This is a genomic window from Kitasatospora sp. NPDC001527 (genome assembly GCF_040298605.1).
In the GTDB taxonomy this organism is placed as follows: Bacteria; Actinomycetota; Actinomycetes; order Streptomycetales; family Streptomycetaceae; genus Kitasatospora.
Window position 1 is genome coordinate 46,040 of the sequence record NZ_JBEPAM010000019.1, and the last position, 21,644, is coordinate 67,683.

19 protein-coding genes are annotated in these 21,644 nt (G+C 71.4%); 8 read left to right on the top strand and 11 right to left on the bottom strand.

Translation table 11 applies throughout. The annotated features are described in order from the left end of the window. Nucleotides 1-337: 337 nt before the first annotated feature. Nucleotides 338-892 carry a Uma2 family endonuclease gene (locus tag ABT238_RS19360; RefSeq protein ID WP_350571158.1) on the top strand — a complete coding sequence of 185 codons (555 nt, stop codon included), beginning with the start codon at nt 338-340 and terminating at the stop codon, nt 890-892. A 30-nt stretch (nt 893-922) separates the two neighbouring features. On the opposite strand, the gene ABT238_RS19365 is transcribed toward ABT238_RS19360, so the two are convergent. The 8 genes from ABT238_RS19365 to ABT238_RS19400 all read right to left on the bottom strand — a co-directional run bounded on the left by ABT238_RS19365 (nt 923) and on the right by ABT238_RS19400 (nt 11,456). Beyond that, a complete protein-coding gene (locus tag ABT238_RS19365) occupies nt 923-2,200 on the bottom strand; it encodes a thymidine phosphorylase (protein ID WP_350769440.1) in 1,278 nt (425 codons plus the stop codon). A gap of 117 nt (nt 2,201-2,317) precedes the next feature. Beyond that, nucleotides 2,318-2,713 (bottom strand): cytidine deaminase, encoded by a 396-nt coding sequence (locus ABT238_RS19370; RefSeq protein WP_350769449.1) that lies wholly within the window; start codon nt 2,711-2,713, stop codon nt 2,318-2,320. Then, nucleotides 2,713-3,978 carry an ABC transporter permease gene (locus ABT238_RS19375; RefSeq protein WP_350571162.1) on the bottom strand — a complete coding sequence of 422 codons (1,266 nt, stop codon included), beginning with the start codon at nt 3,976-3,978 and terminating at the stop codon, nt 2,713-2,715. The genes ABT238_RS19370 and ABT238_RS19375 overlap by 1 nt, the downstream gene beginning before the upstream one ends. Next, a complete protein-coding gene (locus tag ABT238_RS19380) occupies nt 3,975-5,132 on the bottom strand; it encodes an ABC transporter permease (RefSeq protein ID WP_350571163.1) in 1,158 nt (385 codons plus the stop codon). Before ABT238_RS19380 ends, ABT238_RS19375 begins: the two co-directional genes overlap by 4 nt. A gap of 5 nt (nt 5,133-5,137) precedes the next feature. Continuing rightward, entirely contained in the window at nt 5,138-6,799 is a 1,662-nt protein-coding gene (locus tag ABT238_RS19385) for an ABC transporter ATP-binding protein (RefSeq protein WP_350571165.1), read from the bottom strand. A gap of 214 nt (nt 6,800-7,013) precedes the next feature. Next, on the bottom strand, nt 7,014-8,075 hold the full coding sequence (locus ABT238_RS19390; protein ID WP_350571166.1) for a BMP family lipoprotein: 1,062 nt from the start codon (nt 8,073-8,075) through the stop codon (nt 7,014-7,016). A 278-nt stretch (nt 8,076-8,353) separates the two neighbouring features. Further along, on the bottom strand, nt 8,354-9,607 hold the full coding sequence (locus tag ABT238_RS19395) for an amidohydrolase (protein ID WP_350769478.1): 1,254 nt from the start codon (nt 9,605-9,607) through the stop codon (nt 8,354-8,356). Between the two features lie 232 nt (nt 9,608-9,839). Then, nucleotides 9,840-11,456 carry an acyl-CoA mutase large subunit family protein gene (locus ABT238_RS19400; RefSeq protein ID WP_350571169.1) on the bottom strand — a complete coding sequence of 539 codons (1,617 nt, stop codon included), beginning with the start codon at nt 11,454-11,456 and terminating at the stop codon, nt 9,840-9,842. 105 nt (nt 11,457-11,561) lie between these two features. On the opposite strand from ABT238_RS19400, the gene ABT238_RS19405 reads away from it, so the two are divergent. The 3 genes from ABT238_RS19405 (at nt 11,562) to ABT238_RS19415 (ending at nt 14,896) form a co-directional block, all read left to right on the top strand. After that, nucleotides 11,562-12,320 (top strand): SDR family oxidoreductase, encoded by a 759-nt coding sequence (locus ABT238_RS19405; RefSeq protein WP_350769488.1) that lies wholly within the window; start codon nt 11,562-11,564, stop codon nt 12,318-12,320. 77 nt (nt 12,321-12,397) lie between these two features. Continuing rightward, nucleotides 12,398-14,065 (top strand): alpha/beta hydrolase, encoded by a 1,668-nt coding sequence (locus tag ABT238_RS19410; protein WP_350769496.1) that lies wholly within the window; start codon nt 12,398-12,400, stop codon nt 14,063-14,065. Nucleotides 14,066-14,410: 345 nt separating this feature from the next. Next, entirely contained in the window at nt 14,411-14,896 is a 486-nt protein-coding gene (locus ABT238_RS19415; protein WP_350571172.1) for a 2-oxo-4-hydroxy-4-carboxy-5-ureidoimidazoline decarboxylase, read from the top strand. Nucleotides 14,897-14,922: 26 nt separating this feature from the next. Here the strand turns inward: ABT238_RS19415 and ABT238_RS19420 are convergent, their stop codons facing one another. Further along, the gene (locus ABT238_RS19420; protein ID WP_350769506.1) at nt 14,923-15,711 is read right to left on the bottom strand and encodes a hypothetical protein; all 789 of its coding nucleotides are present in this window, start codon (nt 15,709-15,711) and stop codon (nt 14,923-14,925) included. Between the two features lie 266 nt (nt 15,712-15,977). Here ABT238_RS19420 and sdhC point away from each other — a divergent pair, with 266 nt between their 5' ends. The 4 genes from sdhC to ABT238_RS19440 are packed head-to-tail and all read left to right on the top strand — an operon-like array spanning nt 15,978 to nt 19,429. After that, on the top strand, nt 15,978-16,358 hold the full coding sequence (gene sdhC / locus ABT238_RS19425; protein WP_093861779.1) for a succinate dehydrogenase, cytochrome b556 subunit: 381 nt from the start codon (nt 15,978-15,980) through the stop codon (nt 16,356-16,358). 8 nt (nt 16,359-16,366) lie between these two features. Beyond that, complete coding sequence (locus ABT238_RS19430; RefSeq protein WP_030300556.1) at nt 16,367-16,858, top strand: succinate dehydrogenase hydrophobic membrane anchor subunit; 492 nt, start codon at nt 16,367-16,369, stop codon at nt 16,856-16,858. Between the two features lie 55 nt (nt 16,859-16,913). Then, entirely contained in the window at nt 16,914-18,656 is a 1,743-nt protein-coding gene (gene sdhA / locus ABT238_RS19435; protein ID WP_350571175.1) for a succinate dehydrogenase flavoprotein subunit, read from the top strand. Beyond that, complete coding sequence (locus tag ABT238_RS19440; RefSeq protein WP_350554621.1) at nt 18,656-19,429, top strand: succinate dehydrogenase iron-sulfur subunit; 774 nt, start codon at nt 18,656-18,658, stop codon at nt 19,427-19,429. The genes sdhA and ABT238_RS19440 overlap by 1 nt, the downstream gene beginning before the upstream one ends. A 67-nt stretch (nt 19,430-19,496) precedes the next feature. On the opposite strand, the gene ABT238_RS19445 is transcribed toward ABT238_RS19440, so the two are convergent. Beyond that, nucleotides 19,497-21,155: a hypothetical protein gene (locus tag ABT238_RS19445; RefSeq protein ID WP_350769526.1), complete on the bottom strand. Its 1,659-nt coding sequence runs from the start codon at nt 21,153-21,155 to the stop codon at nt 19,497-19,499. Nucleotides 21,156-21,260: 105 nt separating this feature from the next. Beyond that, nucleotides 21,261-21,518, bottom strand: a complete 258-nt coding sequence (locus ABT238_RS19450) for an SCO4848 family membrane protein (RefSeq protein WP_350571179.1) — start codon at nt 21,516-21,518, stop codon at nt 21,261-21,263. Between the last annotated feature and the right edge of the window lie 126 nt (nt 21,519-21,644).

The window sequence follows — 21,644 nt, forward strand, 5'->3', positions numbered from 1 at the left end:
CGCCATGGCCGCCTTCGTCCTCATCCCCGGCGCCCTGCACGGCGGTCGGTGGTACCGGCCGATCACCGAGGGGCTGCGGGCCGCCGGGCACGAGGTGCACCCGGTGACGCCGACCGGGGTGAGCGAGCGCGGGCACGTCGGAGCGGCGGGCGGGATCGACCTCGACACCCACGTGCGGGACGGCGTGGTCGGCGCGGCGGCGGGCGGCGGGGCGGCCACACCTTCCCCACCGGCCACGACCTCGTCCACGAGGTCCCCGAGGAGTTCCTCAAGCTCATCCTCACCGCGGCAGGTGAGGAACGCCCGGCTGTCGGTTGCCGTCGCTACACTCCGGAATATGAGCATCGACCCTGCTGCGTACGCCCGGTTGCGCGAGATCGCGGGTCAGCTGCCGCAGGTGCCCGGGATAGGGAAGATCGAGATCGCCGATGGCGAGATCGTCATGATGATGTCACCGGTGAAGCGCCACGAACTCGCCGTGCTGCGCATCGCCCGACAGCTCAACGCCCAGTTGCCGACCACGCACCCCGACCACATCGCCTACCACGGCGCCGATCTGGAGGACACCGGGCTCGGCCGACTGCGGAACCCGGATCTGATGGTGTTCCCCGAGGCCACCCTGGAGGGTGAACAGTCGGCGGTGCTGCCGCACGAGGTGCTGCTCGTCGTGGAGGTCGTCTCCAAGTCCAACCCCGAGAACGACTACCGCGACAAGGTCCACGACTACGCGGCGATGGGCATTCCGTTCTACCTGATCATCGACCCCCGCACGGGTACCGGCATCGTGCACTCCGAACTCGGCTACACGAACCGTGAGAAGTTCGTCTTCGGCGACGAGATCGCCGTCGGCCCGTGGACCATCGACACCGGCGGTCTGCTCACGTACGCCTGAGGCGGCGTACGCGAGCAGACCTGCGGACCGTCAGGCGATGCGGTCCAGGACGATCGGGGCCGGGGTGAACGGGGTGCCCGCGGGGGCGACCTCGATGCCGCCGGCGAGGGCCTCGATCGCGTAGTCGAAGCGCTCGGGGGTGTCGGTGTGCAGGGTCAGCAGGGGCTGGCCGGCCACCACGGTGTCGCCGGGCTTGGCGTGCATCTCGACGCCGGCGCCGGCCTGCACCGGGTCCTCCTTGCGGGCGCGGCCGGCGCCGAGGCGCCAGGCGCTGACGCCCACCGCGTAGGCGTCGAGGGCGGTGAGGACGCCGGAGGCCGGGGCCGGGATGACGTGCTGCTCGCGGGCGACCGGCAGCGGGGCGTCGACGTCGCCGCCCTGGGCGGCGATCATGCGGCGCCAGTGGTCCATCGCGGAGCCGTCGCGCAGCGCGTCGGCCGGGTCCTTGCCGTGCACGCCCGCGGCGGCCAGCATCTCGCGGGCCAGCGCCAGGGTGAGCTCGACGACGTCGGCGGGGCCGCCGCCGGCCAGCACCTCGATGGACTCGCGGACCTCCAGCGCGTTGCCCGCGGTGAGGCCGAGCGGGGTCGACATGTCGGTGAGCAGGGCGACGGTGTTGACGCCGGCCGCGGTGCCGAGGCCGACCATGGTGCGGGCCAGCTCGCGGGCGTCGTCGATGTTCTTCATGAAGGCGCCGGAGCCGACCTTCACGTCCAGGACGAGCGCGCCGGTGCCCTCGGCGATCTTCTTGGACATGATCGAGGAGGCGATCAGCGGGATCGCCTCGACGGTGCCCGTGACGTCGCGCAGCGCGTACAGCTTCTTGTCGGCCGGGGCGAGGCCGTCGCCGGCCGCGCAGATGACCGCGCCGGTGCCCCGCAGGACGTCCAGCATCTCCTCGTTGGAGAGCAGGGCGCGCCAGCCGGGGATGGACTCCAGCTTGTCCAGGGTGCCACCGGTGTGGCCGAGGCCGCGGCCGGACAGCTGCGGGACGGCGGCGCCGCAGGCGGCGACCAGCGGGGCGAGCGGCAGGGTGATCTTGTCGCCGACGCCGCCGGTGGAGTGCTTGTCGCTGGTGGGCCGCGCCAGCGAGGAGAAGTCCATCCGGACGCCGGAGCGGATCATCGCGTCCGTCCAGCGGCTGATCTCGCGCGGGTTCATGCCGTTCAGCAGGATGGCCATGGCCAGGGCGGACATCTGCTCGTCGGCGACCTCGCCGCGGGTGTAGGCGTCGATGACCCAGTCGATCTGAGCGTCGCTCAGCTCTCCGCGGTCGCGCTTGGTCCTGATGACGGAGATGGCGTCCATGGTTGCTCCATTGCTCCAAGAGGGGTCAAGAAGGGTTCGCAGAAAGGCGAAGAGTGTCGCGAGCGGGGCCTGCCGGGCCCCGCTCGCGACACTCTACGCGCGTAACAAACGGCAGTGCTAGAGCCGCTCCGGCCCGAACGCGTCGGGCAGGACGTCACTCATCGGCCGCACGCCGGACGGCAGCTCGATCAGCAGGTCGGGCCCGCCGTGCTCGTACAGCAGCTGGCGGCAGCGCCCGCACGGCATCAGCAGCGCGCCGGAGCCGTCCACGCAGGTGAACGCGGTCAGCCGGCCGCCGCCACTGGCGTGCAGCGCGGAGACCAGGCCGCACTCGGCGCACAGCGCGAGCCCGTACGAGGCGTTCTCGACGTTGCAGCCGGTGACCACCCGGCCGTCGTCCACCAGCGCGGCGGCGCCGACCGGGAACTTGCTGTACGGCGCGTACGCGTGGCCCATCGCCTCGCGCGCCGCCGTCCGCAGCGCGGCCCAGTCCACCGCCTCGGCGCCCGGCATCACTTGCCCTGCCCCTTGCGGTAGATCTGGCCGTCGGCCTTCGGCGGCCGCAGCCGCTGTGAGGCCAGCGAGAGCACCACCAGGGTGATCACGTACGGCGTGGCGACGATCAGCGGACGCTGCACCTCGTCGGTGGTGAAGTACCAGACGAACAGGCCGGCCGAGACCACCAGGGTGATCACCGTGGCGGTGTACTTGCGGCGGTACAGGTGCCAGGCGGCCAGCAGCACCATCGCGATGGCGACCACCAGGATCAGCACGTGCACCGACTCCGGGTCGCGCAGCTGGAGGCTGTCGGTGAAGCCGAACAGGCCGGCGCCCATGGCGAGGCCGCCCGGCATCCAGTTGCCGAAGATCATCGCCGCGAGGCCGATGAAGCCGCGGCCGTTGGTCTGGCCGTCCTTGTAGAAGTGCGCCGCGACCAGCGAGAGGTACGCGCCGCCGAGGCCCGCGAAGGCACCGGAGGTGATGACCGCGAGGTACTTGTACTTGTAGACGTTGACGCCCAGCGACTCCGCCGCGGTGGGGTTCTCACCGCAGGAGCGCAGCCGCAGGCCGAACACGGTGCGCCAGAGCGCGAAGTAGCTGACCACGATCAGCGCGCCGGCCAGCAGCACGACCACCGAGATGTTGGTGACCAGGCCGCCGACCACGCCGGCCACGTCGGAGACCAGGAACCAGTGGTGCGCCTCGATGTCCTTCAGCCCCGAGGAGAGCCCGGGGATGGTGATGTACGGCAGCGGGTCGGCCGGCGGGGACTGGTTCGCGCCGGCGCCGGCGGAGATGTAGTCCTGGTAGTAGATCCGGTTGACGTACGCGCAGATGCCGGGGATCAGCAGGTTGACGCCGACACCGGACACGATGTGGTCGACGCCGAAGGTCACCGTGATGACCGCGTGCAGCAGGCCGCCCAGGGCGCCGCCGATCATGCCGGCCACCAGGCCGAACCACGGGTTGACCAGGTAGCCGCCCCAGGCACCGCAGAAGGTGCCGGCGACCATCATGCCTTCGAGGCCGATGTTGACCACGCCGGCCCGCTCGGACCAGAGGCCGCCCAGACCCGCCATGCCGATCGGCACGGCGGCGCTGAGCGCGGCGGTGACCTGCCCGGAGGAGGTCAGCGAGTGGTTGTCGGTGATCATGCCGACGGCGGAGAACAGGACCAGGGCGCCCGCGATCAGCAGCAGCACCACGGGCCAGGTCATCTTGCGCTTCTTGGCGGGAGCACCCGGCGCCTTGGCGCGGGCTGCGGTGGCCGTGCTCATGCGGACACCTCCTTCTTCTCGGCGGCCGCGGCGGCCTGGGCGGCGAGCTCGGCGCCGACCTTCTGCTGCTGGCGCTTGAGGCCGTAGCGGCGCACCAGCTCGTAGGCGACGACGACGCAGATGACGATGGTGCCCTGCATGACCGGGACGATCTCGAACGGGAAGCCGCCCTGGAGCGGCAGCTGGGAGCCGGTGGAGTCCAGGAAGGCGAACAGCACGGCCGCGAAGGCCATGCCGATCGGGCTGTTGCGGCCGAGCAGCGCGACCGAGATGCCCAGGAAGCCGAGGCCCGCCTGGAAGCTCTGGCCGAAGTTGTAGGAGTTCTGCAGCAGCTCGGGCAGGCCGATCAGACCGGCCAGCGCGCCGGAGACCACCATGGAGGTGACGACCATGCGCTTGACGTTCACACCGGACGCGGTCGCCGCGCTCTCCGAGCGGCCGGTGGCACGCAGGTCGAAGCCGAAGCGGGTGCGGTTCAGGGTGAACTGGAAGGCCACGCCGACCAGGATCGCGATGAAGAGGAAGCCGTAGAGCGGCCCACCGTCGGTGTCGATCGCGAAGAAGTGGCTGGACTCCGAGACCGGGGCGGTCTGGATCGCGTTGCTGGAACCGCTCTTCTCCGGCGCGAAGATGCCGGGGACGAGCAGCAGGCCGACGATGGCCACCGCGATGGCGTTCAGCATGATGGTCGCGATGACCTCGCTGACGCCGCGGAAGACCTTGAGCAGACCGGCGATGCTCGCGTACAGACCACCGACCAGCATCGCGGTGACCAGCAGCAGCGGGATCTGGATGAACGACGGCAGGTCGACCTGGCTGCCGACGAAGGCCGCGAACAGCGCGGCGACCTTGTACTGGCCCTCGACACCGATGTTGAAGAGGTTCATGCGGAAGCCGAAGGCGGCGGCCGCGGCGGCGAGGTAGTACGTGGTGGACCGGTTGAGGATGGCCACCTGGCCGTCCGACTTGGTGCCGTACGTGATCATCACGTTCCAGGCGTCGAACGGGTTCTTGCCCGAGGTCGCCAGGAGCACCGAACAGATCGCGACGGACAGCACGACGGCGAGCACCGGCGCGGCGAGGGCGAGCAGGATCTTCTCGCCGTCGAACCGCTTGGCCGACGAGGGCTTCGCGGCGGGCTTGGGACTGGTCATGTGGGCTACTCCCCCGCCTGCTGGTCGTCGGCGGTGTCGGTGGGGGTGTCGGACGGCGCGGACCCGGTGCCCTCGGCCGCGAGGGCCTGCGCCTGGGCGACCGCCTCCGGCTCGGACTCGATGTGGCCGCCGGCGGCGCCGGTCATCGCGGTGCCGAGGTCCTCGGCGGTCACGGTCTCCGGGTCGGCGTCGGCGACCAGCCGGCCGCGGTAGATCACCCGGATGGTGTCGGACAGGCCGATCAGCTCGTCCAGGTCGGCGGAGATCAGCAGCACGGCGAGGCCGGCCCGCTGGGCGACCCGGATGTGCTCCCAGATCTGCGCCTGGGCGCCGACGTCCACGCCGCGGGTGGGGTGGGCCGCGATCAGCAGCTTGGGGTCGTGGCTCATCTCGCGGCCGATGATCAGCTTCTGCTGGTTGCCGCCGGAGAGGGAGGCCGCGGTGACCTCGATGCCGGGGGTGCGGACGTCGTACTCCTCGACGATCCGCTGGGTGTCCTTGCGGGCGGCGGCCGGGTCGAGCAGCACGCCCTTGGAGTTGGGGCGCTCGCTGACGTGGCCGAGGATCCGGTTCTCCCAGAGCGGGGCCTCCAGCAGCAGGCCGTGCCGGTGGCGGTCCTCGGGGATGTAGCCGATGCCGGCCTCACGGCGGGCCCGGGTCAGGGTGCCGGAGAGGTCCTTGCCGTCCAGGGTGACGGTGCCGGCGTCCAGCGGGAGCATGCCCATGATGGCCTCGACCAGTTCGGCCTGGCCGTTGCCCTCGACACCGGCGATGCCCAGGATCTCGCCCTTGTGGATGCGCAGCGAGATGTCGTCCAGGACGACGCGCTCGATGCCCTCGGCGTCGGTCTTGGCGATCCGCAGGCCCTCGACGTTCAGCATCTCGGTGCTGGTGACGGTCGACTCGCGGCTCTCCGGGGAGGGCAGTTCGGTGCCGACCATCAGCTCGGCCAGCTGGCGGGCGGTGACGCTCTTGGGGTCGGCGTCGCCGACGGTGGTGCCGCGGCGGATGACGCTGATCGCGTCGGCCACCGAGAGCACCTCGTGCAGCTTGTGCGAGATGAAGATGACGGTGACGCCCTCGGACTTCAGCTCCCGCAGGTTGTCGAACAGGGCGTCGACCTCCTGCGGGACGAGCACCGCGGTGGGCTCGTCGAGGATGAGGATCTTGGCGCCGCGGTAGAGCACCTTGAGGATCTCGACGCGCTGGCGGTCGGCCACGCCGAGGTCCTCGACCAGGGCGTCCGGGCGCACGCCCAGACCGTACTGGTCGGAGATCTCCCTGATCTTCGCCTTGGCCTTGGCACCGATGCCGTACAGGTGCTCACCGCCGAGGACGACGTTCTCCCAGACGGTGAGGTTGTCGGCGAGCATGAAGTGCTGGTGCACCATGCCGATGCCGCGCGCGATGGCGTCACCCGGGGTGTTGAACTCGCACTGCTCGCCGTTGATCGCGATGGTGCCCTCGTCCGGCTTCTGCATGCCGTAGAGGATCTTCATCAGCGTCGACTTGCCGGCGCCGTTCTCGCCCATCAGGGCGTGCACGGTGCCGGTGCGGACGGTGAGGTTGATGTCGTGGTTGGCCACGACGCCGGGGAATCGCTTGGTGATTCCGCGCAGTTCGACGGCCGGTGTCGCCGTCCCCGCGCTGGGGTTACCGCCCGTCATCGGGGCGGGGTCGGATGCGGTGATGGCGGTCTCCTGGTGGTCTGGAGGCGCGTCGTTGCGCTGGAGGGCCAAAAGCGGAAAAGGGAGAGGGGACGGGACGGGGCCCGGGGGTACGCACTGAGCGCACCCTTCCGGGCCCCTCCCTATGCAGCGTCCATCATGGCGCTGCCGGGCAGACGGCAGCGGCAGCGACGTCCGGTCGAGCCCGGGAGCCTTACAGCTTCGACGGGTCGGTCGGGATGGTGGTCTGGCCGCTCTTGATGGCGTTGGCGGCCTCGTCGAGCTTGCCCTTGATGTCGTCGATCTTGCCGCCGGTGGTGGCGAGCGAGACACCGTCGGCCTTGAGGTCGAAGTTCTTCACACCGGTGAAGGGCTGGCCCTTCTTGGCGGACTCGATGTACGCGAAGACGGCGTTGTCGACGTTCTTGACCATCGAGGTCATGATGCTGTTCTTGTACTTCGCCAGGGCGGGCTGCGCGGCCTGGTCGGAGTCGACGCCGATGGCCAGGGCGCCGGCGTTGGCGACGGCCTCGATGGCACCGTTGCCGGAGGAGCCGGCGGCGGTGTAGATGACGTCGGCCTTCTTGTCGAGCTGGCCCTGCGCGGCTTCCTTGCCCTTGTCGGGGGCGGCGAAGCCGGAGAAGTCCGGCGGGGTGGTCAGGTAGGTGACCTCGACCGGGATGTTCGGGTCGACGGACTTGACGCCCGCGCGGTAGCCGGCCTCGAACTTCTTGATCAGCTCGGACTGCACACCGCCGATGAAGCCGACGTGCTTGTTCTTGGACTTGAGGGCGGCGGCCACACCGGCCAGGTACGAGCCCTCCTGCTCCGAGAAGGTCAGCGAGGTGACGTTGGCCGGCTGGGTCTCGGAGGCCGAGTCGATGATCGCGAACTTGGTGTTCGGGTTCTCCTTGGCGACCTTCTCGACGGCGGCCTGGTAGACGAAGCCGACCGCGATGATCGGGTTGTAGCCCGCGGTGACCAGGTTCTTGAGGCGGGTCTCCTTGTCGGCCTCGGCCTCACCGGTCTTGGCGTCGGCCTCGGTGACCGCGACACCCAGCTCGCTCTTGGCCTTGTCCAGGCCGCGGGCCGCGGAGTCGTTGAAGGACTGGTCGCCACGGCCGCCGATGTCGTAGGCCATGCCGACCTTCAGGCCGCCCTCGGACGAACCGGAGGAGGCGTTGGTGTCGTTGCTCTTTGCGCCGCAAGCGGCGAGCGAGGCGATGCCCAGGGAACCCGAGAGCACAACCGCGGCGAGCTTAGTAGAACGGCGCAAGGGAGTTTCTCCTTCTCACACGCACCCGTTTAGCGTGGTCGGACGCCACCGTAACGCGCGTAGAACACGGTTGTGTTACGGGCCGCCGGAGCATTCGGGTTGTTACCAAACCGTGGTCTCACCGTCGCCCCGGCGCCCCTTTGCCCTGCACGGGCGGTGGCGGGAACTGGCGCAGCCCAGTGTACGGAACTCGCGAAAAGGGTTGATAGACGATCAAACCGGACACCCTTGGCGGGCGTCCGGTTCCGATCGGTGCGCCGGTGCGGGAGGCGACGGCGTCAGAGCGTGCCGGGCTCCAGGGCGAGGGCGGTGAACAGCTCCACGCCGATCGCGATCGCGCGCTCGTCCACGTCGAAGCGGCCCTGGTGCAGGTCGCGCACGGTGGTGTCATCGGGGCCCCGCACGCCGAGCCGGGCCAGCGCACCGGGGGCGTGCTCCAGGTACCAGGAGAAGTCCTCGCCGCCGAGCGACTGCTCGGTGTCCTCGACCACCTCGGCGCCGTCCTGCCCGAAGCGCGCGGTCATGGCGGCCTCCAACAGCCCCACCGAGACCGCCTCGTTGACCACCGGCGGCACGCCCCGGTGGTAGTCGAGCGTCCACTTCGCCCGGTAGGTCTCGGCGAGCCGGGCGATCAGCTCGTGCAGCAGGTCCGGCGCCTCCCGCCAGCCGGCCAGCTCCAGGCAGCGGACGGTGCCCTCCAGCTCCGCGTGCTGCGGGATGACGTTCGGCGCGGAGCCGGCGGCGATCCGGCCCCAGACCAGCGAGACGCCCCAGCGCGGGTCCATCCGCCGGGCCAGCGCGGCCGGCAGCTCGGAGGCGGTGCGGGCGACCGCGGTGACCAGGTCGGTGGTCAGGTGCGGGCGCGCGGTGTGGCCGCCGGGGCCGTCCATGTGGAGCACCAGGCGGTCGCAGGCCGAGGTGATCGCCCCGACCCGCAGGCCGATCCGGCCCACCTCCACCTTGGGGTCGCAGTGCACGGCGAAGATCCGGCCGACGCCCTCCATGCCGCCGGCCGCGATCACGTCCAGCGCGCCGCCGGGCATGACCTCCTCGGCGGGCTGGAAGACGATCCGGACCGGGCGGCGCAGCTCACCGCCGCGGGCGGCCTCGGCGAGCACCAGCGCGGTGCCGAGGACCACCGAGGTGTGCACGTCGTGGCCGCAGGCGTGGGCCCTGCCGGGGACGCTCGAACGGTAGGGGACGTCGGTCTTGGCGTCGTCGATGGGCAGGGCGTCGATGTCGGCGCGGAAGGCGAGGAACTCCGCGCCGCGCGGGGCGGACTCGGGAACGATGTCGACGAGCATTCCGGTGCCGCCCGGGAGGATCCGGGGGGCGAGGCCGGCGGCGACCAGACGGTCGCGCAGCAGGCCGGTGGTACGGAATTCCTGGCGGCCCAGCTCCGGGTGCCGGTGCAGGTCCCGCCGGAAGGCGATCAGCTCGGGCTCCAGCTCGCGTACCCGGTCGCGGAGACCGGCGGCGGGGCGGGCAGCGGTGAGGGTGACGGCCGACTGGGCGGACTCACGACGGTTCATCTCAACAAGGGTAGGCCTGTTGGGGGGATTTGGCCCGAGTTCCCGCAAAGAAGTGCCCGGATGGGCGCATACCGGCCGCGATGGTGGGTATGACATCTTGTTTCAGCCGCCTTCCCCGTGGTGCCTGCCCTGTGCAACGACCATCGGCGATCACGGTCACGGCATGCTGGACCGGCCGGTTGACGGCCGTCCGGACGGCTCCGGCCGGGTTCCGGACGCCCGGAACATTGGCTCAAAAGCGTTCGACCGGGACGTGCCGGCCCCACACCTCGCGCAGCGCGTCGCAGACCTCGCCGACGGTGGCCCGCGCGGCCAGCGCCTCGCGCATCGGGTACAGCACGTTGTCCCGGCCCCCGGCGGCCCGGCGCAGCTCCCCCAGTGCCCGGCCCACCGCGGCGCCGTCCCGCTCCGCCCGCAGCCGGGCCAGCCGGCCGGCCTGCCGCGCCTCGATCGCCGGGTCCACCCGCAGCGGCCGGTACGGTTCCTCGGCCGCCAACTCCCCGGGCCCCAGCCGGAACCGGTTGACCCCGACCACCGTGCGCGCGCCGGTCTCGGTCTCCCGCTGGATCCGGTAGGCGCTGCGCTCGATCTCCGCCTTCTGGTGGCCGGCCTCGATCGCGGCCACCGCCCCGCCCAGCTCCTCGACCCGCGCCATCAGGGCGAGCGCGGCGGCCTCCACCTCGTCGGTCAGCGCCTCCACCGCGTAGGAGCCGGCGAACGGGTCCACGGTGGCGGTCACGTCGGTCTCGTGGGCGAGCACCTGCTGGGTGCGCAGGGCGAGCCGGGCGGCCTTCTCGGTGGGCAGCGCCAGCGCCTCGTCGAAGGAGTTGGTGTGCAGCGACTGGGTGCCGCCGAGCACCGCCGCGAGCGCCTGCACGGCGACCCGGACCAGGTTCACCTCGGGCTGCTGGGCGGTGAGCTGGACGCCCGCGGTCTGGGTGTGGAAGCGCAGCCGCTGCGAGCGCGGGTCCCGGGCGCCGAACTCCTCGCGCATCACCCGGGCCCAGATCCGGCGGGCGGCACGGAACTTGGCGACCTCCTCCAGCAGGGTGCTGCGGGCCACGAGGAAGAAGGAGAGCCGGGGCGCGAAGTCGTCCACCGCCAGCCCGGCGGACAGCGCGGCGCGCACGTAGGCGATCCCGTTCGCCAGGGTGAAGGCGATCTCCTGCGCGGGCGTGGCCCCGGCCTCGGCCATGTGGTAGCCGGAGATCGAGATGGTGTTCCAGCGCGGGATCTCGGCCCGGCAGTACCGGAAGAGGTCGGCGACCAGCCGCAGCGAGGGCTGCGGCGGGAAGATGTACGTCCCGCGCGCGATGTACTCCTTCAGCACGTCGTTCTGCACCGTGCCGGTGAGCCGGGCCGGCGGCACGCCCCGGGCCTCGCCGACCAGTTGGTAGAGGAGCAGCAGGACGGCGGCGGGCGCGTTGATGGTCATCGAGGTGGAGACCTCGCCGAGCGGGATGCCCTCGAACAGCTCGGCCATGTCCTCGACGCCGTCGATCGCCACCCCGACCCTGCCGACCTCGCCGGCGGCGAGCGGGGCGTCCGAGTCGTAGCCCATCTGGGTGGGCAGGTCGAAGGCGACCGAGAGGCCGGTGGAGCCGCCGGCGATCAGCTGCCGGTAGCGGGCGTTGGACTCGGCGGCGGTACCGAAGCCGGCGTACTGGCGCATCGTCCACGGCCGGCCGGTGTACATGGTCGGGTGGATCCCCCGGGTGAACGGGTACTCCCCCGGACGGCCCAGCCGCTCGTCGGGGTCCCGGCCGGCCAGGGCCTCGGGGCCGTACACCGGCTCGAACGGGAAGCCGGACTCGGTGCGGCGCGGTCCGGCGGGCGGGTCGGCGGTCACGGGGTCCTCCGCGGGGTTCGGCGGGCGGGTCCACTCCTCTCGCAATGTAACGCCGGGGGCCTTGAGATGATCGGCTGAACCGACCGGGATATCTCAGGAGTGGCAATGACCGAGCAGAAGGTGGCCGTCGTCACCGGTGCCAGCAGCGGGATCGGCGCGGCGACCGCCCGCCGGCTGGCGGACGAGGGCTTCGAGGTGGTGCTGACCGCCCGCCGCACCGAGCGGATCGAGGCGCTGGCCGAGGAGATCGCCGGGCGCGGGGGTGCGGCGCGGGCGGTCACCCTGGACGTCACCGACCGGGCCGCCGTCGACGCCTTCGCCGCCGGGGTCGGCCGGGTGGACGTGCTGGTGAACAACGCCGGCGGGGCGATCGGCGCGGAGAGCGTGGAGAGCGGCGACCCGGCCGACTGGCTGGCCATGTACCAGGTCAACGTGCTCGGCGTGCTGCACGTGACCCAGGCGCTGCTGCCGGCCCTGCGGGCGAGCGGCGACGGCACCGTCCTGGTGCTCTCCTCGACGGCCGCGCTGGCCGCGTACGAGGGCGGCGGCGGCTACGTGGCGGCCAAGCACGCGGCGCACACCATCGCCGCGACGCTCCGGCTGGAGCTGTGCGGGGAGCCGATCCGGGTGATCGAGATCGCCCCGGGCATGGTGAAGTCCGAGGGCTTCGCGGTGACCCGGTTCCGCGGCGACGAGGAGAAGGCCGCCGCGGTGTACGCGGGCGTCGCCGAGCCGCTCACCTCCGAGGACGTCGCCGACACCGTCGCCTGGACGGTCACCCGGCCCTCGCACGTCAACATCGACCTGCTGGTGGTCCGCCCGCGCGCCCAGGCCGCCAACCACAAGGTGCATCGGGAGCTCTGAGCCGCCGGGAGCCGCGGGCGGGCCGTCCGGCCGGGGTCAGTATCCGAACGGTCACCCCGGGATGGTACATACGTGCGATGAAGATTCATCGGGCCACCCGCCCGCGCCTCCTGCTGGCCGCTTTCGCGGCCGGCAGCCTTCTCCTCGCGACCGCCTGCGGCGGAGACAAGAAGCCGGCCCAGGACCAGGCCGCCGCCACACCGTCGGAGACCGCCGCCACCGCCGCCGCGACCCCGACCGCGACGCCGACGCCCACCCCGACGGTGAAGCCCACCGGCGCCGACGACCCGGCGCTCAAGCCGTTCTACGGCCAGCAGATCACCTGGGCCGCCTGCGCGCCGGACGCCAAGGCCGCCGAGCAGAAGATCGACCTCTCCCTGATGAAGTGCGGCAAGCTGCGCGTGCCGCTCGACTACACCAACCCGTCGGCCGAGGCCATCGACCTCGCGCTGATCAAGAACCCGGCCGCCAAGCAGGACCAGAAGCTCGGCTCGCTGATCATCAACCCGGGCGGCCCCGGCGCCTCCGGCGTGGAGACCGTCAAGTACGGCGAGACGCAGTTCGAGGGCACCCTGCACAACCGCTTCGACGTGGTCGGCTTCGACCCGCGCGGCACCGGGGAGAGCTCCCCCGTCCACTGCCTGGACGACAAGCAGCGCGACGCGCTCAACGCCGAGGACAGCCCGCTCGACCCGGCCGAGGCGAAGGCCCAGGGCGAGAAGCACGCCGCCGACTTCATCGCCGCCTGCCAGGCCAAGTCCGGCAAGCTGCTGCCCTTCGTCGGCACCCGCAACACCGCGCGCGACCTGGACGTGCTGCGCGCCGCCGTCGGCGACCAGAAGCTCAACTACCTCGGCATCTCCTACGGCACCTACCTCGGCGCGCTCTACGCCGAGGAGTTCCCGAAGAGCGTCGGCCGGATGATCCTCGACGGCGCCGTCGACCCCGCCGCGCAGGGGCTGGACGAGAGCATCGGCCAGATCATCGGCTTCGAGAAGGCCTTCGAGCGCTTCGCCGTGGACTGCGTCCAGAACCACGCCGACGAGTGCCCGCTCGGCAAGAGCAGCGACAAGGCCGCCAAGAAGGCCGCCGACTTCCTCGACGGGCTGCGCGCGAAGCCCCTGCCCACCAAGGACGGCCGCAAGGTCGGCAGCGACCTCGGCTGGACGGGTGTCTTCGCCCTGCTCTACGGCGATGAGAAGACCATGTGGCCGTACCTGCGGATGTCGCTCACCCTGGCGATGAAGGCGGGCCAGGGCGACGGCCTGCTCGGCTTCGCCGACGTGTACAACGGCCGGGACGACAAGGGCCACTACTCCCCCGAGTCGGACGCCCTGGTCGCGATCCACTGCGCCGACGGCGCCTCTCCCGCGCCGACCGCCGAGCAGGCCCAGCAGGCGGTGCAGAAGCTCCAGCAGGAGGCCCCGCTGCTCACGAAGGGCGTCACCGTCGAGGACTTCAGCGAGGGTTCCTGCACCAACTGGCCGTTCAAGACCCCGGAGAAGCCGCACACCGTCCGGGCCGAGGGCGCGGCGCCGATCCTGGTGGTCGGCAGCACCGGCGACCCGGCCACCCCGTACGCCGCCGCCGAGTCGCTGGCCAAGGGCTTCGCCAACGCCACCCTGCTGACCCGGGTGGGCGAGGGCCACGGCGCCTTCGGCCAGGGCAACGGCTGCATCGACGCGGCCTACGCCGCCTACCTCACCGACGGCACGATGCCGGCCGCCGGGACGAAGTGCGAGTGACGCGGCGCTGACGCGAGGGGCGCCGGAGACGGTGCGTCGTAGCAGATGAGGATGGGGAGGGCGCTGACACCGAGGTGTCAACGTCACAACTTGATAGCTCGTTCGGATGAAATCCGCGTGCGCCCTCCCCAACTGATGAGCGCTCAACTACCGTTGGGCAACAGCCGGACGGGCCGTTGGACGCCGTTCCGCAGCCTCATACTTCACCTGGCTTCACCGCCGCTTCACCCACCACTCCACCCGCCCCCTTCACCGGCACCTTCCCGCCCTCACGAGGAGGACCCGCTGGCCAGCGACATCCCGTCACCGAGGCCCGATCCCCGGGACGAACCGACCCTCCTCGGGTTGCACCGATTCAACGAGGCCGACGCCGGAGCCGCGGAAGAGGCCCTGCTGGCCTGCTGCGGCAGCCACCGCTGGGCCCTGCGGCTCACCGCGCACCGGCCCTACCCCGACATAGAGTCCCTGCTCGCCGCCGCCAGCGAGGCCTCGTACGACCTGCGTCCGGCCGACCTGGCCGAGGCGCTGGCGGACGAGAGCTGGATGCCGCAGCCGCTCCTCGGCATGCGCGCACCCGGCAGCCAGGCGGCGCACACCGCGCTGCGGGCGGCCCACGCCGCCTACGAGGCACGGTTCGGCCATGTCTTCGTGGTCTGCCTGGAAGGCATCGACCCCGAGGAGATGCTCGACGCCGTGCTCGGCTCGATCCGCACCCGCCTCGCCAACGACCCCGACGAGGAGCGCCTGGTCGCCGCCGACGAGCTGCGCCGGATCGCCCTCACCCGTCTGGAGCACCTGGTCGCCACCCATTCGGGGGCCGGGGCCCGCTGAGAACCGGGCGCGCCGGACCCCGGCGCTCAGCCCCGCTGGGCCGCACGCAGCTTGGCCACCTGCCGCCGGACGACCCGCTCGTCCGGCGCAGGGGCCGGCTCGGCGCCGACGCCCACCGTGCTGAACACCACCAGGGCCGGGCCGACCCGCGCCAGGACGGCGCGCTGCGCGAGCACCACCGAGCCCGATTCATTCGTCAGGGTGAAACCCGTCGCCGCGTCGGCTCCCTCGGGCGTGGGCGTGTCGTGCCGGCTCAGCCGGTGCCGGGTGCGGGTCTCGCCCCGGCCCTTCTCCGACGGGGGCGGCGGCGCCGTCGAGACGAACTCGGCGCACGGGCCGAACAGCCCCTCCAGTTCCTCCTGCAGCCGGGCCGCCCGGTCGCCCCGGTAGCCGAGCAGCCCGCCGTAGAGGCTGCCCGCCGGGTCGGCGGCCTGGGCCACGCTCAGATCGGTCTCCGCGTACGGCACCACCGGGACCGGCGCGGCGGAGGCCGCCGAACCCGCCCGGGCGGCGGCGGCCGCCGGGGCCACCGCGTCCAGCAGCGGCTGGCAGGCCGGCTTGTCGGCGGCCTCCCGGCCGCCGTCCGGGCCGGTCTCCCCCGGGCCGGGGACGACCACCGTCACGGTGAAGCCGGGACCGAGGTCGGCCTCGGTGACCGCGGCGGCGCGCAGCTCGGCGGCGGACAGCTCGCGGGGCGGGGCCCCGGAGGACGCCCGGTCGGCCGAGTCCGCGGCGGGGGCGGCACAGCCGGCGGCGAGGAGCAGGGCGACGGCCAGCAGCAGGGGGCGCGGCGGGCACGGAACGGGATGCGGCACGGGGGCCTCGGCGGGGGTGTCGGCGCGGACGGGGGTCGCCCACCGTAGCGCGACTTTGTGCGAGCGAACGGTCACCCAGCGTCGCAATTCGCTCCCCGGTTCCCGTCCAGCTAGGCCAGAAGTGCCTGTTTGATCACACAGCGGGCCCCCGGAGGCGGTTCCCGACAACGCGTCGATAGGATGCTCGCGGCCGGTGGACCGTACCCGGCCGGGCTGACCGACACCGAAGCCGGCCGAGCCCCCAATCGCTTCCGGAGGGTTTTTCCGTGCCGGCTGGAACGCTGTACCGCGGCCGGGAAGGCATGTGGAGCTGGGTGGCTCATCGAGTCACCGGCGTCCTCATCTTCTTCTTCCTGTTCGCCCATGTCCTGGACACCGCGCTGGTGCGGGTGTCTCCCGAGGCGTACGACACCGTCATCCAGACGTACAAGACGCCGCTCGTGAACCTGATGGAGTACGGCCTGGTGGCCGCCATCCTGTTCCACGCCCTCAACGGCCTGCGCGTCGTCGCCGTCGACTTCTGGTCGAAGGGCCCGAAGTACCAGAAGCAGATGCTCTGGTCCGTGGTCGGAGTCTGGGTCGTCCTGATGGCCGGCGCCTTCTACCCGATCCTGCAGCACACGCTGACCTCCTGGTTCGGGAAGTGATCTGAGACATGTCCACGGAAATCTCCGACGCTGTGGTGGTCCCCTCCGCCCAGGCGCACACCGGCAAGGGTCTCGGCACCGGCAACCCGGCCGACGCCTTCGTGATCGAGCCGGCCCGGCAGCGGACCAAGAAGACCCCCCGCCGCACCCGCACCAACTTCGAGATGCTGGCCTGGCTGTTCATGCGCCTGTCCGGCATCGTCCTGGTGGTGCTGATCCTCGGCCACCTGCTGATCATGCTGGTGCTCGACGGCGGCGTCTCCAAGATCGGCTTCGCCTTCGTGGCCGGCCGCTGGGCCTCGCCGTTCTGGCAGGTCTGGGACCTCACCATGCTCTGGCTGGCCATGCTGCACGGCGCCAACGGCATGCGCCAGGTCATCAACGACTACGCCGAGAAGGATTCCACCCGGCTCTGGCTGAAGGGCCTCATGGGTACCGCCACGGTCTTCACCGTGCTGCTCGGCACCCTGGTGATCTTCACCTTCGACCCCAACATCTGAGCCGACAGCATCCCATCCGGACATCGGCAGAGGCCAGAGGCGAGTTAGAACCCCCATGCAGATTCACCAGTACGACACCGTCATCGTCGGCGCCGGCGGCGCCGGCATGCGCGCCGCCATCGAGTCGACGCAGCGCAGCCGCACCGCCGTCCTGACCAAGCTCTACCCGACCCGGTCCCACACCGGCGCGGCCCAGGGCGGCATGTGCGCCGCCCTGGCCAACGTCGAGGAGGACAACTGGGAGTGGCACACCTTCGACACGGTCAAGGGCGGTGACTACCTGGTCGACCAGGACGCCGCCGAGATCATGTGCAAGGAGGCCATCGACGCCGTCCTCGACCTGGAGAAGATGGGCCTGCCCTTCTCCCGCACCGAGCAGGGCCGCATCGACCAGCGCCGCTTCGGCGGCCACTCCCGCAACCACGGCGAGGCCCCGGTCCGCCGTTCCTGCTACGCGGCCGACCGCACCGGCCACATGATCCTGCAGACGCTGTTCCAGAACTGCGTCAAGCACGGCGTCGAGTTCTTCAACGAGTTCTACGTCCTCGACCTGCTGATCAACGAGGGCCGCACGGCCGGCGTCGTCGCCTACGAGCTGGCCACCGGCGAGATCCACGTCTTCCAGGCCAAGGCCGTGGTGTTCGCCTCCGGCGGCACCGGCAAGATGTTCAAGGTCTCCTCGAACGCCCACACCCTCACCGGTGACGGCCAGGCGGTGGCCTTCCGCCGCGGCCTGCCGCTGGAGGACATGGAGTTCTTCCAGTTCCACCCGACGGGCATCTGGCGCATGGGCATCCTGCTCACCGAGGGCGCCCGCGGCGAGGGCGGCATCCTGCGCAACAAGGACGGCGAGCGCTTCATGGAGCGCTACGCCCCCGTCATGAAGGACCTCGCGTCCCGTGACGTCTGCTCCCGCGCGATCTACACCGAGATCCGCGAGGGCCGCGGCTGCGGTCCGGACGGCGACCACGTCTACCTGGACCTGACCCACCTGCCGCCGGAGCAGCTGGACGCCAAGCTCCCGGACATCACCGAGTTCGCCCGCACCTACCTCGGCATCGAGCCCTACACGGACCCGATCCCGATCCAGCCCACCGCGCACTACGCCATGGGCGGCATCCCGACCAACGTCGAGGGTGAGGTGCTGCGCAACAACACCGACGTCGTCCCCGGCCTGTACGCGGCCGGCGAGGTCGCCTGCGTGTCCGTGCACGGCGCCAACCGCCTGGGCACCAACTCGCTGCTGGACATCAACGTCTTCGGCCGCCGCGCCGGCATCGCCGCCGCCGAGTTCGCCGAGAACAACGAGTTCGTGCCGCTGCCGGAGAACCCCGAGCAGCTGGTCCAGGGCCTGGTCGACGGCCTGCGCGAGGCCACCGGCACCGAGTCCGTGGCGCAGATCCGCAAGGAACTGCAGGAGAGCATGGACACCAACGCGATGGTGTACCGCACCGGCGCCACCCTGAAGCAGGCCGTCGAGGACGTCGCCGCGCTGAAGGAGCGCTACAAGAACGTCGCCATCCAGGACAAGGGCTTCCGCTACAACACGGACCTGCTGGAGGCCATCGAGCTGGGCAACCTGCTCGACCTGGCCGAGGTCCTGGCGGTCTCCGCGCTCGCCCGCGAGGAGTCGCGCGGCGGTCACTACCGCGAGGACTTCCCGACCCGTGACGACGTGAAGTTCATGCAGCACACCATGGCGTACCAGGAGGTCGCCGAGGACGGCAGCACCTCCATCCGCCTTGACTACAAGCCGGTCGTGCAGACCCGCTACCAGCCGATGGAGCGTAAGTACTGATGAGCACTCCGACCGTGGAGAAGCACTCGGCCGCTCTGGACGCGGTCGAGGCCGGTGGCACCAAGCTGATCACCGTCACCTTCCGGATCCGCCGGTTCAACCCGGAGGAGCACCCGGAGCCGGTGTGGGTCGACTACCAGCTGGAGATGGACCCGAAGGAGCGCGTCCTGGACGCGCTCAACACCATCAAGTGGGAGCAGGACGGCACCCTCACCTACCGCCGTTCCTGTGCCCACGGCATCTGCGGCTCCGACGCCATGCGGATCAACGGCCGCAACCGGCTGGCGTGCAAGACCCTGATCAAGGACGTCAACCCGGAGAAGCCGATCACGATCGAGGCCATCAAGGGCCTGACAGTCCTCAAGGACCTGGTCGTGGACATGGACCCGTTCTTCCAGGCGTACAAGGACGTCATGCCGTTCCTCATCACCAAGGGGAACGAGCCGACCCGCGAGCGCCTGCAGTCCGCCGAGGACCGCGAGCGGTTCGACGACACCACCAAGTGCATCCTGTGCGCCGCGTGCACGTCGTCCTGCCCGGTGTTCTGGAACGACGGCCAGTACTTCGGCCCGGCCGCGATCGTCAACGCGCACCGCTTCATCTTCGACTCGCGCGACGAGGGTGCGGAGCAGCGTCTGGAGATCCTGAACGACCGTGAGGGCGTCTGGCGCTGCCGGACCACCTTCAACTGCTCGGAGGCCTGCCCGCGTGGCATCGAGGTCACCAAGGCGATCCAGGAAGTGAAGCGGGCGCTGGTCACCCGCCGCTTCTGATCCCGGAGCACCCCGTACGACGAAGGCCCCCGTCCGCCGTGGACGGGGGCCTTCGGGCTGCGCGGGCTCAGCGCAGGACGCCGAGGTCCTTGGGGTCGGCGAGGCCCCGGTAGGTCAGCAGGTGCCGGTCGGCGGTGACGGCCCACAGGTCGGGCACGGCGTCGCCGTCGCCGTCACCGGAGCTGCCGAGCACCGGGTAGGCGTCCACGGTGAAGCCGGTGGCGACCACACCCGCCGAGGGGTCGGCGAGGGCACTGAAGTCGAAGCCGCCGCCGGTCTGCCTGGGGATCGCGTAGGCGTGCAGCGCGCCGGTGGCCCGCTCGCGCGCCCACAGGGCGAGGTTGCCGGCGGCGTCGCGGCCGGGGGCGACCAGGTCGTAGCCGGTCCAGCCACCACCGGTCGTGAGCCGGCGGCTCCTCAGGTCGAAGGAGTACGCGAGGTCGCCGGTGTGCAGCCAGAGGTCACCGCCCTCCAGGGTGAGCAGCGAGGGCTCCGGTCCGTCGCCCAGCGGCCCGAACGCGAGCAGCTGGTCCGCCTTCGACCAGTTGCCCGCGAAGTCCGCCGGACACGGGACGACGGCCCCGGTGGCGTCCTCGCACTCCTCCGGCCGGTTCGCCCCGATGGTGTAGCCCTCGAGCGCCCCGTAGTCGGAGTTCTGGTACATGCTCAGCCAGCCGCTGCCCGGCTCGTGGATGAACAGGTCGTCCATCGGCGCGTGGGCGGAGGAGTCCCAGCCGCGGTGGGCGACCTGCAGCGGCGTCCAGCTGCGCTGCGCGTTCGGGGCGGCCAGTGCCCGGACGGACCAGTTCGGCGTGGTGTCGTTCGCCGAGGCGCTGATGTACTGCAGGTTGCCCTGCGCGTCCGGCAGCAGGATGTCCACGACGCCGTCCCCGTCCACGTCGCCCGGCGAGCTCGGCGGGCTGGGGTTGGACGGGGCGTAGAAGGTGTAGCCGACCTTGTAGCTCTGGTTGCCCGCGTTGTCCACCGCGACGACCCAGAGGGTGTTGGTGCCCCACTGGCGCACCTTGGTGCGGATGGTGGCGGTGCCGTCCGGGCCGGGCTTCACGCTGTCGGCGTCGCAGTCACCGCCCAGCCGGTAGACGTCGAAGGCGTACAGGAAGCAGGCGATGCCCGAGGCCTCGCCGCCGGCCGGGGCCAGGTCGGTGCCGCCGACGACGAAGGTTCCGGTCTGGCCCGCGTACTTGGTCGACGTCTGACCCGAGCCCGAGGGCGGGAAGTCGGTGGAGGAGACGGTGGCCTGGGGGCGGCTCAGGTCCAGCTTGAAGTGGCAGTCCGGGGAGCTCGCGGAGGTCGCGCCGTCCTGGAGGGCGCGGGCGTTCCACGCGTACGCGTGGCCGTCGGCGAGGCCGGGGACGGTGGTCGTCGCGATGCCGCCGTCGGCCTGGCCGGTGCCGTCGAAGGCGGCGGTGCCGGTGGTCAGGTCGCGGACCGCGAAGGAGGCGGAGAGGCCGCCGTAGGTGTCCGAGGCGACGTCCGCCCGGAGGGTCGGGCCGCCGGAGGTCAGGCCGATCCAGCCGGGCGCGGTGGTCTGGTCGCAGGCGTCGCCGGTGGTGCCCGCGGAGAGGTCGCGGGGCTGCGGGGAGGCGGTGGTCCCGGTGACCCGGAGGCCGGTGCCGTCGGCGACGGCGGCCGGTACGGCGAACAGGCCGGCCGTCAGCGCGACGGCGACGGCGCCGCCGATCCGGCGGAGCTGGGCAGGCTTCATGGAGTACCCCCTGTGTCGTCAACGCGATCGCACGAAGATTCGATCGCGGTCGATCGACAGGGATCCTGCCAGGGCGCCCCGTGCCCGGCAACCAGGTAAAACGCGTCAGCCGGCGGCGGTTTCCCGCCGGGCCGCGCGCAGGCCGCGGATGCCGATGCCGCCGATCGCGACGCCGAGGACGAAGGAGGTCACGGCGAGCAGGAGGTGGACCCAGAAGAAGGCGGTCGGCTGCGAGTGGTCGCCGTCGGTGAAGGCCTGGCCCCCGGAGTCCTTCCAGAGGTTCTTGACGAAGGTGGTCCAGATGATCATGGACCAGACGCCGAAGGCGGTCAGGAACCAGGAGGTGCGGCGGCTGAGCTTCATGGGGTGGTCCTCGGTGCGGCGGGGAGGTGAAGGCGGTGTGCCCTCCCAGTATGCGGGGGCGTCCGTTCGGCGTACGGTGGACCCCTCGTGCGGTTCGGCGGGGCACGGGGGCGGACGGCGGGGGCC